A 13,945-nucleotide genomic window follows, 5' to 3' on the forward strand; every position below is an offset into this window, starting at 1 on the left:
CGGGCGGGGCCATACGATGCCCGTATGACCTTGCCCGAACCGGACAACCAAGCCCCGTTGCAGTCCATGCCGGAGGACTGGCAGCGCGCTCTCGCCGTCGTCGCCCACCCGGACGACCTGGAGTACGGCTGCGCCGCCGCCATCGCGGCCTGGACGGACGCGGGCCGCGAGGTCACCTACGTGCTCGCCACCCGCGGCGAGGCCGGCATCGACACCCTCGAACCCGCCAAGTGCGGCCCGCTGCGCGAGCAGGAGCAGCGGGCGAGCGCGGCCGTCGTCGGGGTGGAGACGGTCGAGTTCCTCGACCACCGGGACGGCGTCATCGAGTACGGCACGGCGCTGCGCCGCGACATCGCCGCCGCGATCCGCCGCCACCGCCCGGAACTCGTCATCACCCTCAACCACCGCGACACGTGGGGCGGCGTGTACTGGAACACGCCCGACCACGTCGCCGTCGGCCGGGCGACGCTCGACGCGGCGGGCGACGCGGGCAACCGGTGGATCTTCCCCGAGCTGACCGAGCAGGGCCTTGAGCCGTGGAACGGGGTGCGGTGGGTGGCCATCGCCGGTTCCGCACAGCCCACGCACGCCGTCGACGCCACGGCCGGGCTCGAGCGCTCCATCAGCTCCCTGCTCGAACACCGTACGTACATCGAGGTGTTGACGAGCGAGGACCCGGAGACGTACTGCCGCACCTTCCTGACGGGGAACGCGCAGGCGGCGGCCGAGCGGTTCGGCGGGAAGCCCGCGGTGCCGTTCGAGGTGTTCAGCCGGTAGGTCACGCACCGTTCTCCCTCACCGCCGGCGCAGCCGGAGCGCGGAGACGAGGAAGAACACGCCGCCGAGGAAGGCGTATCCGGCCAGGTTGGTGAGGGAAGCGCCGTCCTTCGCCGCCTGGGCGATGAAGGAGGCCCCGGCGAGGGCGGAGATGCCACCGCTGACGATCATCGGGATCTGTCCGCCCATGCCACGCCGCAGGACACCGACGGTCAGTTGGACGAGGCCCGCGGTGATGGCCCAGGCGCCCCACAGGCGCAGCACGTCCGGGATGCCGGAGGCGACGGCCGCGAGGAGCCCCGCGGTGGTCAGGACGCTGAGCGCGATGTTCGCGTAGAGGCCGCGCACCGGCCCGCGTCCCGCCCTCGCGGAGCGGACGTCGACGATCGCGCAGGCCACGTCGAACAAGGGATAGAGCACCAGCAGCGTCTTGCTGAGGGGCCCCAGCGTGTCGGCGCTCGTGAACAGCAGGCCGGCCCACACGGCGGCGAAAGCGAAGCGGAGCAGGTACAGGCGGCGCAGCGACGCGGCGGGGCTCGATGCGGGGGCGGCGGGTGCGGGGTCGGGTGTGGAGACGACGGATTCCATGTGGGTCCCTTTCAGAGGACGGATTCAGGGGACGGATTCAGAGGACGGTGAAGAGCAGGAAGACAGGGCGCCCGACCGAGGGAGAACGTTCGGTCTCTTTCCATCTAAGGCCGACCGGGGGCCGTCGTCAAGACCGAACGTTCTCCCTCGTGCGCCTGGTACGGTGGCGCCATGAGCGCGAGCACGACAAGCGGCAGGACGTCCGAGGCGCGGACGCGGCTGCTCTCCACGGCGACCCGCATCTTCTACACCGAGGGGATCCACTCGGTCGGCGTGGACCGGATCATCGAAGAGGCCCAGGTCACCCGGGCCACGCTGTACCGGCACTTCAAGGGCAAGGAAGAGCTCGTCGCCGCCTACCTGAAGCAGGCGGATCTGGGCATCCGGGGGCAGGTCGAGGCCGTCCGCGCCCAGGAGTTGTCGGCCCCCGACACGGTCCGCGCCGTCGCCCGCACGATCACCGAGGGCATTCGGTCCTCGGGCTTTCGCGGCTGCGCCTTCCTGAACGCCGCGGCGGAGTACCCCGACCCGTCGCATCCGGTCCACCAGGCCGTGCTGGCGCATCGCCATTGGTTCCTGGAAACGGCCGTCGAGCTGCTCGACCAGGCCGGCTGCACGCCCGCGGACGCGGCGGGCCGGCACTTCGTCATGCTCCGGGACGGCGCGATGGCCGCCGGTTGCCTCTTCGATCCCGTGCTCATCTCCGAGACCTTCCTGCACGGAGTCGAAGGCATTCTGCGTCCTGAATGAGGGCGGGCCGGCCGGGGCGCATGCCACGATGAAGGCATGAGTGACGAGCACGAGCGCCGCGGCCTGCTTGCCGACAAGACGCCGTTCCCCGACGGCCTCGACGAAAGGCTGCGGGACCAACTCACGTTTCTCGTCGAGGTGGATCAGCTCAAGACCGTCCTGCGGCAGTCGCCCCTGGCCGCGGCGGACCGCAGGGAGAACGACGCGGAGCACTCGTGGCACCTGGCGATGATGGTCGTCGTCCTCGCCGAGCACTCCGACCGGCCGATCGACGTCGGGCACACCGTCCAACTGGTGCTCCTGCACGACCTGGTGGAGATCTACGCCGGCGACACACCCCTGTACGACAGTGCCGCGGGCGAGGATCAGGAGGAGCGGGAGAGTGCCGCGGCCGACGAGCTGTTCGGCCTGCTTCCGGCGGACCAGGGTCGGCGCATGAGGGCACTGTGGGACGAGTTCGAGGAGCGGCGCACCCCTGAAGCGGCGTTCGCCAAGGCGATGGACCGGCTTCAGCCCCTCCTCCTCAACTGGATGGCGCGCGGCGGCACATGGCGCACCCCGGGCGTCACCGCCGACGACGTCCGCGCCCGCAAAGCCGTGATCGGGGAAGCCTCCGCGCCCCTGTGGCAGGCGGGGCAACGGCTCATCGACGAGGGCGAGGCACGCGGCTGGTCGAGGCCCGCCGAGCCCCGGTGAGTAAGGCCCGCTGTGTGCGGGGGCATCGGCGGGGGTGTGTCGAGCTCCTCGACGCCGAAGGGGCTATCGTGTCGGCATGTCAGCCGAGTTGATCCGTATCGTCTCCCGTTCGTCGCCGATGGCGCTGGCCCAGGTGGAGCGTGTCCGCGCCGAACTCGCCGCGCTGCACCCCGGGATCCGGACCGAGGTCGTGCCGGTCACGACCAGCGGCGACAAGTGGATGGGTGACCTGTCGAAGCTCGGCGGCAAGGGCGCCTTCACCAAGGAGGTCGACCGGGCGCTGCTCGACGGGCAGGCCGACCTCGCCGTGCACTGCCTCAAGGACATTCCGGCCGACAGGCCGCTGCCGGAGGGGTGCACGTTCGGCGCGTACCTCAAGCGGGACGACGTGCGGGACGCGCTGATCGACCCGGCGGGCCGCACCCTCGACGAGCTGCCCGAGGGCACCCGCGTCGGCACGTCCTCGGTCCGCCGCGTCGCCCAACTCGCCGCGTCCCACCCGCACTTGGAATGCGTCCCGATGCGCGGGAACGCCAACCGTCGCATGGAGAAGATGGCGGCGGGCGACGCGGACGTACTCCTCCTCGCGCTGTCGGGACTTGAGCGGATCGGGCGCACCGACGTCATCACGGAGGTCCTCTCGCCGGAGACGATCTGCCCGCCGATCGGCGCCGGGATCCTGGCGCTCCAGTGCCGCGAGGACGACACGTCGACACTGGAGGCGGTGACCGGTCTCGGCGACCGCGACACCTGGCGCGAGGCGACGGCCGAGCGCATGTTCCTGCACGTCCTCCAGGGCCACTGCAACTCACCGATCGCCGGATACGCACGCGCCGAGCGCTCCGGCGACCTGTCGCTGCGGGCCTGCGTCTTCACCCCCGACGGCAAGCGGGTGCTCAACGCGCAGGAGTGGGCGGGCCCGTTGGACCCGGCGACGCTGGGGATGTCGGTGGCGGTGGCACTGCTGCGGCAGGGGGCGCGGGAGCTGATCGACGGGATTCCGCACTGAGGGCCGAGGGCCTGACCGGCGGGTTTCCGCACTCAGGACCGAAGGCCTGACCGACGGGTTTCCGCACTGAAGACCGAGGCCCTGACCGGCGGGTTCTCCTGATCGCGTAACCTGTGGCACGGGTGTTCGGGCAGCACGCCGACCATGCGTCGCGGTCGTCCGTCGCACCCGGGTGCCCGTATGCCCATCAGGCGCCGGACGAGCGACCTGGAGGGTGAACGGTGATCAGTGCGACCGCGGTCGGGGGAGTGGCCCTGGTCGAACTGGGCATGGCCCTCACGCCGGGACCGAACATGATCCACCTCGCCTCCCGCGCGATCACCCAGGGACGCAGGGCGGGCCTGGTCAGCCTCAGTGGAACCGCCGTGGGCTTCGTGGCCTATCTGGTGGCCGCTGCCGCGGGACTGTCCGCGCTGTTCGCCGCCGTGCCGGTGGCGTTCCTCGTGGTCAAGCTCGCCGGGGCCGCGTACCTCGCCTACCTGGCCTGGAACATGCTCAAGCCCGGCGGCCGCTCGCCGTTCGCCCCGGCGGCGGACCTTCCTCCGGTCTCCGACGCCCGCCTGTTCTCGATGGGGCTGCTGACCAACCTGCTCAACCCCAAGATCGCGCTCATGTACGCCGCGCTGCTGCCCCAGTTCCTCGACCCGCACGCCGGGCCGGCCTGGGGGCAACTGCTCCAACTCGGTGGCGTACAGATCGTCGTGGGGATCACCGTGAACGCCCTGATCATGCTGGGCGCCGCACGGGTGTCGGGATTCCTGGCGTCCCGGCCCCGCGCCATGACCGCCCAAAGGTTCACGGCGGGCGGCCTGCTCGGCGTCTTCGCGCTGCGCACCGCGCTGTCCCGCACGCCTGTCTCCGGCTGAGCCCGCTCACTCGGGGCGTTCGTGCGCTCGTTGTCGTACGCGCCCGATGGCGGGCGCGCCCTGTGCCACGCCCGGGACCGTCTTCAGTGCACCAGCAACGCGACCGCGGCCGTCATCCGGTCCACGTAGAACTCCCTTGACGTTGCCTGGTACTTGAGGCCGATCGAGGTGCTGATGAGTGTCTGGGCGATGGGGACGGCGGCTTCTCGTGCCGACTCGTGGGCGATCGCGCTGGTCAGCATTTCCTCGAAGCGTCTCGGCGCCGTCGTCACGATTTCGCCGAGGAGGCGAGGGTTGTCCTCGATGACCGCCGTGATGTCGCCCGACAGCGGGCCGATGTAGCGGCCTGCCCACTGGTCGAACGCTTCCACGACGCGTTCCGGAAGGGGGCGGTCGGTGTCGGCCAGGATGCGTTCGATCGCGCTGATGTCCCGCTCCAGGGTCCGGGTGACCGCCGCACGGAACAGGTCCTCCTTCGAGGAGAAGAGGAAGTAGAGGCCCGGCCGGGAGATGTGCGCGGCCCGTGCCACTTCCTCCATCGAGGTCTTCCGGTATCCGAAGCGCGCGAACGTGGCCATGGCCGATTCCAGGACCAGGGTGCGGCGGTCGCCGTCGTCGGGGGAGGGGGCGGGGCTGCTCATGACGGTGAGCGTAGGACCGCTGAGCGAACTATACAAATCCAGTCCAGCGCGTATAGTCGGCCGCATGGATGCTCGCGCCCTCATCAGCACGCCCTTCACCGCTTCCAGCACCGCGGATGAGGTGCTGCGCGGCGTCGACCTCGCCGGTGTCCGTGCGGTCGTGACGGGGGCGTCCTCCGGGCTCGGGGCCGAGACGGCGCGTGCGCTGGCCGCCGCCGGGGCGGATGTGACGCTCGCCGTTCGCGACACGGTCGCGGGCGAGGCCGTCGCCGACAGGATCGCGAAGTCGGCCGTCGGGACACGACCTCGGGTCGCCCGGCTCGACCTCGCCGACAGGGCCTCCGTCGCGCGCTTCGTCGACACGTGGGACGGCCCGCTGCATCTGCTGATCAACAACGCCGGCGTGGTCACCGCTGGCCTCGAACGCACGCGGGAGGGCTGGGAGTTGCAGTTCGCGACGAACCATCTCGGTCACTTCGCGCTGGCCGCCGGGCTGCGTGGCGCACTGGCGCGGGGAGCGGCCGAACGTGACGGGGCGCGGATCGTCGCGGTCAGTTCCACGGCCCACATGCGTGCCGATGTCGACTTCGGCGACCTCCACTTCGAGCGCCGTGCCTACGATCCGCAGCTCGCCTACGCCCGGTCCAAGACGGCGAACTCGCTCTTCGCCGTCGAGGCGACCCGCCTCTGGGCCTCCGACGGCATCGTGGCCAACGCGGTGAACCCGGGCGGGGTCGCGACGGGACTGCAACGGAACTTCACGCCCGCACAGAAGGCGTCGCTCGACGCGGCCGAGGCCGCCGGCACCTTCACGTACAAGAGCGTCGAACAGGGGGCCGCGACGAGCGTCGTCGCGGCCGTCGCCCCGCAGTTCGCCCACGCCGGAGGCCACTACCTCGACGACGGGCAGGAGGCATACACGGTGCCGAACGACGCCGAACTCGCCCGCCACCCGCACGGCGTCAAGCAGTGGGCACTCGACCCTGCGAGTGCCGAGCGCCTCTGGGCCGTCTCGACCGACTTGGTTCGCTAAGGGCCGGCGCCCGGCGCGCGTACGGAGTTCGCGGGCAGCAGCTCGTAGAGGTACAGGTCGGCCGCGCCGCGCACCTCGGATGCGCGGCGGATGGGCGCGTCCCGTGTCTTCAGGATCCGCGGCTCCGCCGCTACCCTGCGCGGATGATCGACACCATCGACACCCGTATCCCCGAAGGGGACGAGCGGCGGATGCGTCTCGACGTCGAGAAGGGTGGCGTCGGGGTGCTCACGCTGTGTCGTCCGGCCAAGCTCAACGCCTGGAGCTGGGAGTCCAGTCGGCAGTTGGGTGTCATGGCCGACCGGATCCGGTTCGACGAGCGGATACGTGTCGTGCTGCTGCGCGCCGAGGGGAGGGCGTTCTGCGCGGGGATCGATGTGACCGCGCCCGGCGGGGGCATCGAAGGGGAGAGCGGGTCCGCGCGGCACCGGGCGTACTACGAGGGGATCCGGTGGGTGCACGAGCGGTTCGCCGTCTTCGCGCGGCTGCCGCAGCCCGTGGTCGCCGCCGTGCAGGGGTACTGCCTGGGCTTCGGGTTCGAGCTGGCGCTCATGGCGGACGTACGGATCGCGGCCGACGACGCCGTGTTCGCCCTGCCGGAGGCCCAGTTGGGGGTCGCGGTCGACGGGGGCGGGGATCTGCGGATCGCGCGCGAGGCGGGCGCCGGGTGGGCGAAGTTCCTCGCGCTGACCGGACGGCGGATCGACGCGGAGACCGCCCAACGGCTGAACCTCCTTCAACAGGTAGTTCCAGTCGGAGAGTTGGAGCGTGTCGCGCGCGACGTGGCCGCCGAGATCGCCGGGAACGCGCCGCTCGCCGTGCAGTCCGTCAAGCGTGACATCGACGCGTACGCCGACGCCGGCCTCGACGCGGCGCTCGACCGGGTCGCCATGAGCGCCGCGCTGACGCTCACCTCCGAGGACGCGACCGAAGGGTTCACGGCGAAGGCGCGGCGCAGGCCGCCGGAATACCGGGGCGCGTGAGATGTTCGCAAAGGTGTCGGCGGACCGCGTCGACGCCGCAGCGTCCGTCCCCGCCCGAAAGGTGACCATGACCACCGCACCCTTCGACCCCCGCACCCTCCTCGCCGAGAGCCGACTCGGCGTCCTCGCCACCCTCAAGGCCGACGGCCGGCCGCAGCTCTCGCCGGTCCAGCCGTTCTACGACCCCGCGACCGAGACGCTCTACGTGTCGATGACCGAAGGTCGCGCCAAGACCGCCAACCTGCGCCGCGACCCGCGCGCCGCACTGGAGGTGACCGCCTCCGACGGCCGGGCCTGGGCCACCGCCGAGGGCGCCGTGACGCTCGTAGGGCCGGGCACCGACCCCAAGGGACCGGAGGTCGAGGCGCTCGTCGAGTACTACCGCAAGGCGGCCGGTGAACACCCGGACTGGGACGAGTACCGGTCGGTGATGGTGTCCGACCGCCGGGTGCTGATGGCGATGGCCGTGGACCACGTGTACGGGCAGCGGCTCGGCTGACGCCGTCCGTCACCCGCCCTCGAACGGGCCGCGCCCCATCTGCTCCCGCACCGGCGTCACCGGCGCGCTGACCAGGCCGCGCCGCTGCCAGTTCGCGCCGTCCACCACCAGCGTGTGACCGCTGACGAAACGGGCGTAGGGAGAGGCGAGGAACGTCGCCGCCCAGCCCAACTCCCTTGGCGCGCCCACCCGGAGCGCGGGCTGGCGGGCGGCGGGGTCCTCGGCGCGGTCGAGGTTGTCGCGGATGTCGGGCGTCATGTCCTCGTGCGGCATGAGGCCCGGCACCAGACCGTTGACCTGGATCCCGTACGGCCCCCACTCCACGGCCAGCGTCTCCACCAGGTTCTTCACACCCGCCTTCGCCGCCGAACTGTGCGCGAAGCCGGGCCCGCCCGTCCACGCGTACGAGGCGCCGACGGCGATCACCGAGCCGGGTGTGCCCGCCGCGAGGTGGCGGCGCCCGAACTCGCGGGTCATGAAGTACGTACCGTTGAGCGTGATGTCGACGACCGAACGCCAGCCGTTCGGCGACAACTCCTCGGCCGGTACGGGGAAGTTGGCGGCCGCGTTGTTCACGAGGACGTCCGGGATCCGCCCGTGCGCCGCGAACGCCGCGTCGAAGACCTCCGTGATTCGCGCCGCGTCCCGGATGTCGCAGGTCGCCGCCGTGATCAGCCCGGCGCCCTCGATCGCCTGCAACTCCTCGCGCGCGGGCGCCAGATGCTCCGCCTTCCGGCTGACGATCATCACGCCGGCCCCGAGCCGCGCGAACTCCGCCGCGACGGCCCGCCCGAGCCCCGTACCACCCCCGGTCACCAGCACGAGCCGGCCGTCGTACGTGTCAGGGGGCAGCGCGGACGCGCCGAGCGGGGGAGGCGTGGGGAGGCCGCGAGGGGCGGGCGAGGAGTGCGTCATGGCGCACATGGATACCGCCTGAACGCTCAACCTTCCATGGTCTGACGGCAGTTCGGTACCGGTGGGTCCGGGAATCCCGGCGCCGGCAACACCGCGCTTGCTTCATCTATCGATTTTCGATAGATTCCCATCGCAATTCAATGGAAGAGTCAGGGTGGGTCATGGGGAAGTGGACCGTACGGGCCTTGCGCGCCGTGCTCGTGGTGGTGCTCGCGGGCACCGTGTTCGTACAGGTGTCGATGGCGTGGTTGTTGATCAGTGGCAGCGATCCGGAGGACGGGACGCTCCCGCTGACCGCGCTGCGCGTGATCACGATCCTGGGGATGGCGGCGGCCCAGGTCGCCCTGGTCTGCGTATGGCGGCTGGTGGCGATGGTGCGCCGCGGAACCGTGTTCTCGCACGCCGCCTTCCGGTACGTGGACGGGGTGATCGGCGCCATCGTCGCGGTCGGACTCCTGTGGTTCGCGGTCACCGCCGTCAACGCGCCCGGCCAGCGGGACGACCCGGGTGTCACGCTCATCATGGGCGGGATCGGCCTGGCCATCCTCGGGGTCGCGCTCATCGTGCTCGTCCTGCGGATGCTGCTCGCGCAGGCGGTCGCGCGCGACGTCGAGGCGACGGAGATGCGGGCCGAACTGGACGAGGTGATCTGATGCCGATCGTCGTCGACGTCGACGTGATGCTGGCCAAACGCAAAATGTCCGTCGGCGAACTGGCCGAGCGCGTGGGCATCACCCCCGCCAACCTCGCGGTCCTGAAGAACGGCCGCGCCAAGGCGGTCCGCTTCACGACACTCGCGGCACTCTGCGAGGTACTCGACTGCCAGCCGGGTGACCTGCTGCGGTGGGAGGGGCCCACCGGGCCCACCGGGCCTACCCGAGCCCGCTGACCAGGTGGTCGATGCGCGGCCCGTCGAGCAGCGAGTAGATCTGGACGACGCGGCCGTGGGAGATCACGAAAGCCATGATCGACACGGGTCGGCCGGCGGTGCGGACGACGACCGCCGGGCCGCCGTTCAGCGTGATGGGCTGGAAGGCGGCCTCCGGGACGGCGAACGCCGCCGCGCGCCGTGCCACGTTCTCCGGGCCGTGGATCGTGGCGGTCGCGGAGGGCCTGGTGGTCCCGCCGTCGGCGTGGAAGGTGATCTCGGGGTGCAGCAGGGCGACGAGCGTGTCGAGGTCGCCGTCGCGGGACGCCGCGAAGAACGCGTCGACCACGCTGCGTTGACCGGCCGGGTCGGCCTCGATCTCGGCCGGATCCACGGCGTGCACGCGTCGACGGGCACGGCTGGCGAGCTTGCGGGTGGCTTCGGTCGACTTGCCGAGGACGGCGGCGATCCCGCTGAACGACATCCCGAAGGAGTCGTGCAGCACGAATGCGAGGCGCTCGGCTGGCGTCAGGCTTTCGAGGACGATGTGCAGCGCCAAGGTGACCTGCTCGGCGAGCAGGGCCTGGTCCTCCGGGCCCAGTGCCTGGTCAGGGCGCACGCGGAGTTCGGGCCCGGTCGTGTCCGCGGGGCTCTCGGGGCGCGATGCTCGGGCTCTGAGTTTGTTGAGACATGTGCGTGAGACGACCGTGGTCATCCAGCCGTCGAGGTTGGCGATGGCGGCGGTGTCCGTCGCGCCGGGGCGGCTGAGGCGGACCCAGGCGTCCTGGACGGCGTCCTCGGCGTCGGCGCTGTTGCCGAGGATCCGGTGGGCCAGCGCCGTCAGCCGTTGACGGCTGTCCTCGAAGTGTCGGCCGAGCTGCTCGGCGGGGTCCATCGGTCACGTCCTCGTGTCGCGGGGTGTCAGTGCCTGTGACACGTGTACGACCGAGAACGTGACAGGAGCACGAAGTGACGGCCCCGAACCCATCACCAGCAACCCTAGATACCCGACAGCGACAGCGGCAACGACGACGGCGATCGGCGCTGCCCGCGTTGTGCCTGGCCGGGTTCGTGATCCAGCTCGACGTCACCATCGTCAACGTCGCCCTCCCGACCATCCAGCACGAGCTCGGGGCCGCCCCCGGCGCGCTGGAGTGGATCATCAGCGGTTACGCCCTCGGCCTTGCCGCGCTGATCCCCTTGATGGGCGCGCTCGGCGACCGGCTCGGCCACCGGCCCGTCCTGGTGGCCGGACTCGTTCTCTTCGGCCTCTGCTCCGTGGGAGCGGCGCTGGCCCCCGACCCGACGGCGCTCGTGGGCGCACGCGTCGGTCAAGGCGTCGGCGGAGCGGCCGTCCTGGCGCTCACCCTCGCCGTACTCACCGACACCTGTCCGCCGGAGCGGCGCGGTCACGCGATCGGCTGGTGGGCGGCGATCGGCGGCATCGGCTTCGGCGCCGGCCCCATCGTCGGAGGTCTGCTGCTGTCGGCCCTCGGCTGGTCAATGATCTTCTGGGTCAACCTCCCGGTCGTCGCCGTCACGGTCGTCCTGATCCTCCTGACGGTCCCGCGGGCCGCCCCGGCCTCCGAGGCGCGGCCGCTCGACGTGCCGGGGGTCGTGCTCGCGTCCGGGGGCCTGGCGGCCGTGACCTTCGGGCTGATCACCGCGACCGATGTCCCCTGGAAGCCGGTACGAACCCTCGTGCCGCTCGTCGTCGGTGGGCTCGTCCTCGCCGCGTTCGTGCGATGGCAACGCCGCGCCCGCGACCCCCTGGTGCCGAGAGCCGTGCGCGGCAACCCGGCGTTCATCGGTGCCTGCGTCATCTACTTCGCCAGTTACGTGGCCTTCAGCGGCACGCTCTACTACGTCACCCTGATGTTCCAGAACCTCCTCGGCTGGTCCGCTCTGCACACCGGCCTGTCGTGGCTGCTGATGAACGCCCCGTTCCTGATCTCCGCGCAGATGGCCGGCAAGCTCGCTCAACGCTTCACCGCGCGGGCCATCGTCAGCACGGGCTGTGCGGCCGGGGCGCTCGGTGTGGGCACGCTGAGCACCCTGACGCACTCAACTCCGTTCGCCGTGGCCGGCCTCGGGTACCTGGTCGCGGGAGTCGGCTTCGGACTGCTGGTGCCCGGGATCACCCACGTGGCCATGCACGACGTCTCCGCGTCCGTCGCGGGGGCCGCCTCGGCGGTGTTGAACTCCTCCCGCCAGCTCGGCACCGCCGTGGGGCTCGCGCTCGTCGGCGCCATCGGAGCGGCGGCGACCCACCGCAGCTGGGCGTCTTCGCGCTTCGGTGCCACGCAAGCCGCCTCCCGCTCCATCGCCACGGGAGACCTTCACGCCGTGCCCTCCCCGATGCGGCCGCGGCCCGCGACGCGTTCGAGGCGGGGTATCACGTAGCCCTCGGAATCTGTGCGGTGAGCCTCGTCTTCGCCGTGTGGCGAGCCGCATCTCCGGTGCGCAGGGGACGCCGGGAGCCCTGAGGGAATCACGCGCCCGCCGCCTCCCGGCGTGCCCGCGCCGCGGCCACCGCCCGCTCGCCCTCCGGCGAGAACACCCCGGATCGGCGGCGGGCCACCTCGCGCGCCAGGTCCGCGTTCAGCAGCTGCCCATGGATCGTGACGCCCGCCCGGTAGCCCGCGCTCGCCGCGTTGACGACCTGCTCCGCGGGGCCGGTCGCGTTTCCCACCGCCCACACGCCCGGCACGCTGGTCAGCCCGGTCGGGTCCACCTCGACGAACGGCCCCGCCGGTGTCTCCTTCGTCCGGGCCCCGAGCCCGCTCAGCAGGGAGTCGCGCGGCACCATCACCGTCGGCACGACGAGCACGGAACGCGCGAACACCCGACCGCCCTCAAGGCGTACGCCCGTCAGCCGGTCGTCCGTCACCTCGATGCCGTCGACCTTGCCGCTCACGACGCTCACCCCGGCCGCGGCGAGCGTCTGCCAGTGCTCGTCCGGGAGGTCGTCCTCGTCCGCGCCGTTCAGGAACAGCGTGACGTCGGGGGAGAGGCCGCTGAAGAGGAGGGCCTGGTGGATGCCCGTCGCCTTGCGGTACAGGACGGCGATGGGCTGGTCGCGCACCTCGTAGCCGTGGCAGAACGGGCAGTGGATCACGTCGTCGCCCCAGCGTTCGGCGAGGCCGGGGATGTCCGGGAGCTCGTCCACCAGGCCGGTGGCGACGATCAGGCGGCGGGCGTGCACCCTGCCGCCGTCCGCCAGGGTCACCTCGAACTCGCCCGACCCGTCCGGCTCGGCCGCCGTCACCCGGTCCCGCACCAGCTCCACGCCGTACGAGGTGACCTCGCGCCGCACCTCCGCCAGGAACTGGGCGGGCGGCACGCCGTCCCGCGAAGGGAAGCCGTGCATGTGGGCGGCCGGTGCGTTGCGGGGTTCGCCCGCGTCCACCACGAGGACCGAACGGCGCGAGCGGCCCAGGATCAGTGCGGCCGTCAGGCCCGCCGCCCCGCCGCCGACGATCACGACCTCGTACGCGTCCTGCTTGCAGTGCGTGGTGCTGTGCCTGTCGCTGTGCGTGTTGTTCTGCGTGTTGCTCTGCATGGGGACCACCTCGGGAGTGCGCGTACGCGGGAACCTCTTGAATCCGAAGGTGCACCCGTGCCTGCCGGATTGACAAACAAGCTTGCCGAAACTGCAATGGATCCATGAATCGGCAAGGTCACCAGCACCAGAACCAGCACCAAGACCAGCACGAGGGCGAGCAGTCCGAGGACGCGAACATGGACGCCGTCCTGTCCGGCGTCGGACCCCGGCTGCGTGCGCTGCGCAAGGACCGCGGTGCCACCCTGTCCGGGCTCTCCGAGACCACCGGCATCTCCGTGAGCACGCTGTCCCGCCTGGAATCGGGCCTGCGCAAGCCGAGCCTGGAGCTGCTGCTGCCCATCGCCCGCGCGCACAAGGTGCCGCTGGACGAGCTGGTCGGCGCCCCGCCCGTGGAGGACCCGCGGGTGCAGGCGAAGCCGATCATGCGGGGCGGCCGGACCATGATCCCGCTGACGCGGAAGCCGGGCGGGCTCCAGGCGTACAAGGTGATCGAGCCGCAGCGCAGGCTCGAACCCGAGCAGAAGACGCACGAAGGCTACGAGTGGCTGTACATGCTGTCCGGGAAGCTCCGGCTGCTGCTCGGCGAGCACGACGTGGTGCTGGAGCCGGGAGAGGCCGTCGAGTTCGACACGCGCGTGCCGCACTGGTTCGGGTCGACGGGGGAGGGCCCGGCCGAGTTCCTGGTCCTGTTCGGCCCGCAGGGCGAGCGCATGCACGTACGCGCGCGGCCCGCCCGGAAAAAGAACTAGCCGCCA

At 71.4% G+C, this 13,945-nt stretch carries 17 protein-coding genes; 12 read left to right on the plus strand and 5 right to left on the minus strand.

All coding sequences use genetic code 11. The annotated features are described in order from the left end of the window. Nucleotides 1-24: 24 nt before the first annotated feature. Complete coding sequence (locus ACP4E5_RS43810; protein ID WP_425840111.1) at nt 25-777, plus strand: PIG-L deacetylase family protein; 753 nt, start codon at nt 25-27, stop codon at nt 775-777. A gap of 18 nt (nt 778-795) precedes the next feature. Here the strand turns inward: ACP4E5_RS43810 and ACP4E5_RS43815 are convergent, their stop codons facing one another. Then, entirely contained in the window at nt 796-1,365 is a 570-nt protein-coding gene (locus ACP4E5_RS43815) for a hypothetical protein (RefSeq protein ID WP_425840113.1), read from the minus strand. A 171-nt stretch (nt 1,366-1,536) separates the two neighbouring features. Between ACP4E5_RS43815 and ACP4E5_RS43820 the strand changes: the two genes are divergently transcribed. The 4 genes from ACP4E5_RS43820 (at nt 1,537) to ACP4E5_RS43835 (ending at nt 4,686) form a co-directional block, all read left to right on the plus strand. After that, entirely contained in the window at nt 1,537-2,115 is a 579-nt protein-coding gene (locus ACP4E5_RS43820) for a TetR/AcrR family transcriptional regulator (RefSeq protein ID WP_425840116.1), read from the plus strand. 36 nt (nt 2,116-2,151) lie between these two features. Further along, on the plus strand, nt 2,152-2,811 hold the full coding sequence (locus ACP4E5_RS43825; RefSeq protein ID WP_425840119.1) for an HD domain-containing protein: 660 nt from the start codon (nt 2,152-2,154) through the stop codon (nt 2,809-2,811). A 76-nt stretch (nt 2,812-2,887) separates the two neighbouring features. Continuing rightward, nucleotides 2,888-3,820 carry a hydroxymethylbilane synthase gene (gene hemC, locus ACP4E5_RS43830; protein WP_425840122.1) on the plus strand — a complete coding sequence of 311 codons (933 nt, stop codon included), beginning with the start codon at nt 2,888-2,890 and terminating at the stop codon, nt 3,818-3,820. 221 nt (nt 3,821-4,041) lie between these two features. Further along, entirely contained in the window at nt 4,042-4,686 is a 645-nt protein-coding gene (locus ACP4E5_RS43835) for a LysE family translocator (RefSeq protein WP_425840125.1), read from the plus strand. A gap of 83 nt (nt 4,687-4,769) precedes the next feature. Here the strand turns inward: ACP4E5_RS43835 and ACP4E5_RS43840 are convergent, their stop codons facing one another. After that, on the minus strand, nt 4,770-5,327 hold the full coding sequence (locus ACP4E5_RS43840; protein ID WP_425840128.1) for a TetR/AcrR family transcriptional regulator: 558 nt from the start codon (nt 5,325-5,327) through the stop codon (nt 4,770-4,772). Between the two features lie 64 nt (nt 5,328-5,391). Between ACP4E5_RS43840 and ACP4E5_RS43845 the strand changes: the two genes are divergently transcribed. From ACP4E5_RS43845 to ACP4E5_RS43855, 3 genes are all read left to right on the plus strand, one after another. After that, a complete protein-coding gene (locus ACP4E5_RS43845; RefSeq protein ID WP_425840131.1) occupies nt 5,392-6,360 on the plus strand; it encodes an SDR family NAD(P)-dependent oxidoreductase in 969 nt (322 codons plus the stop codon). A 143-nt stretch (nt 6,361-6,503) separates the two neighbouring features. Beyond that, nucleotides 6,504-7,343 (plus strand): enoyl-CoA hydratase/isomerase family protein, encoded by an 840-nt coding sequence (locus tag ACP4E5_RS43850; RefSeq protein WP_425840134.1) that lies wholly within the window; start codon nt 6,504-6,506, stop codon nt 7,341-7,343. 67 nt (nt 7,344-7,410) lie between these two features. After that, nucleotides 7,411-7,842: a PPOX class F420-dependent oxidoreductase gene (locus tag ACP4E5_RS43855; RefSeq protein ID WP_425840137.1), complete on the plus strand. Its 432-nt coding sequence runs from the start codon at nt 7,411-7,413 to the stop codon at nt 7,840-7,842. 9 nt (nt 7,843-7,851) lie between these two features. Here ACP4E5_RS43855 and ACP4E5_RS43860 read toward each other — a convergent pair whose 3' ends face one another. Further along, nucleotides 7,852-8,757: an SDR family oxidoreductase gene (locus ACP4E5_RS43860; RefSeq protein WP_425840140.1), complete on the minus strand. Its 906-nt coding sequence runs from the start codon at nt 8,755-8,757 to the stop codon at nt 7,852-7,854. A gap of 161 nt (nt 8,758-8,918) precedes the next feature. Between ACP4E5_RS43860 and ACP4E5_RS43865 the strand changes: the two genes are divergently transcribed. Beyond that, complete coding sequence (locus ACP4E5_RS43865; RefSeq protein ID WP_425840143.1) at nt 8,919-9,410, plus strand: DUF2975 domain-containing protein; 492 nt, start codon at nt 8,919-8,921, stop codon at nt 9,408-9,410. Continuing rightward, entirely contained in the window at nt 9,410-9,646 is a 237-nt protein-coding gene (locus ACP4E5_RS43870; RefSeq protein ID WP_425840146.1) for a helix-turn-helix domain-containing protein, read from the plus strand. Before ACP4E5_RS43865 ends, ACP4E5_RS43870 begins: the two co-directional genes overlap by 1 nt. On the opposite strand, the gene ACP4E5_RS43875 is transcribed toward ACP4E5_RS43870, so the two are convergent. Then, nucleotides 9,630-10,520 (minus strand): sigma-70 family RNA polymerase sigma factor, encoded by an 891-nt coding sequence (locus ACP4E5_RS43875; RefSeq protein WP_425840149.1) that lies wholly within the window; start codon nt 10,518-10,520, stop codon nt 9,630-9,632. The two genes, ACP4E5_RS43870 and ACP4E5_RS43875, sit on opposite strands and share 17 nt — an antisense overlap. Nucleotides 10,521-10,594: 74 nt before the next feature. On the opposite strand from ACP4E5_RS43875, the gene ACP4E5_RS43880 reads away from it, so the two are divergent. Further along, the gene (locus tag ACP4E5_RS43880) at nt 10,595-12,028 is read left to right on the plus strand and encodes an MFS transporter (RefSeq protein ID WP_425840151.1); all 1,434 of its coding nucleotides are present in this window, start codon (nt 10,595-10,597) and stop codon (nt 12,026-12,028) included. A gap of 88 nt (nt 12,029-12,116) precedes the next feature. Here the strand turns inward: ACP4E5_RS43880 and ACP4E5_RS43885 are convergent, their stop codons facing one another. Then, nucleotides 12,117-13,187: an NAD(P)/FAD-dependent oxidoreductase gene (locus tag ACP4E5_RS43885; RefSeq protein WP_425840154.1), complete on the minus strand. Its 1,071-nt coding sequence runs from the start codon at nt 13,185-13,187 to the stop codon at nt 12,117-12,119. Between the two features lie 179 nt (nt 13,188-13,366). Here ACP4E5_RS43885 and ACP4E5_RS43890 point away from each other — a divergent pair, with 179 nt between their 5' ends. Further along, nucleotides 13,367-13,939 carry a helix-turn-helix domain-containing protein gene (locus tag ACP4E5_RS43890; RefSeq protein ID WP_425842127.1) on the plus strand — a complete coding sequence of 191 codons (573 nt, stop codon included), beginning with the start codon at nt 13,367-13,369 and terminating at the stop codon, nt 13,937-13,939. Nucleotides 13,940-13,945: the final 6 nt, after the last annotated feature.

Source organism: Streptomyces fractus (assembly GCF_049844455.1).
Taxonomy (GTDB): Bacteria; Actinomycetota; Actinomycetes; order Streptomycetales; family Streptomycetaceae; genus Streptomyces; species Streptomyces fractus.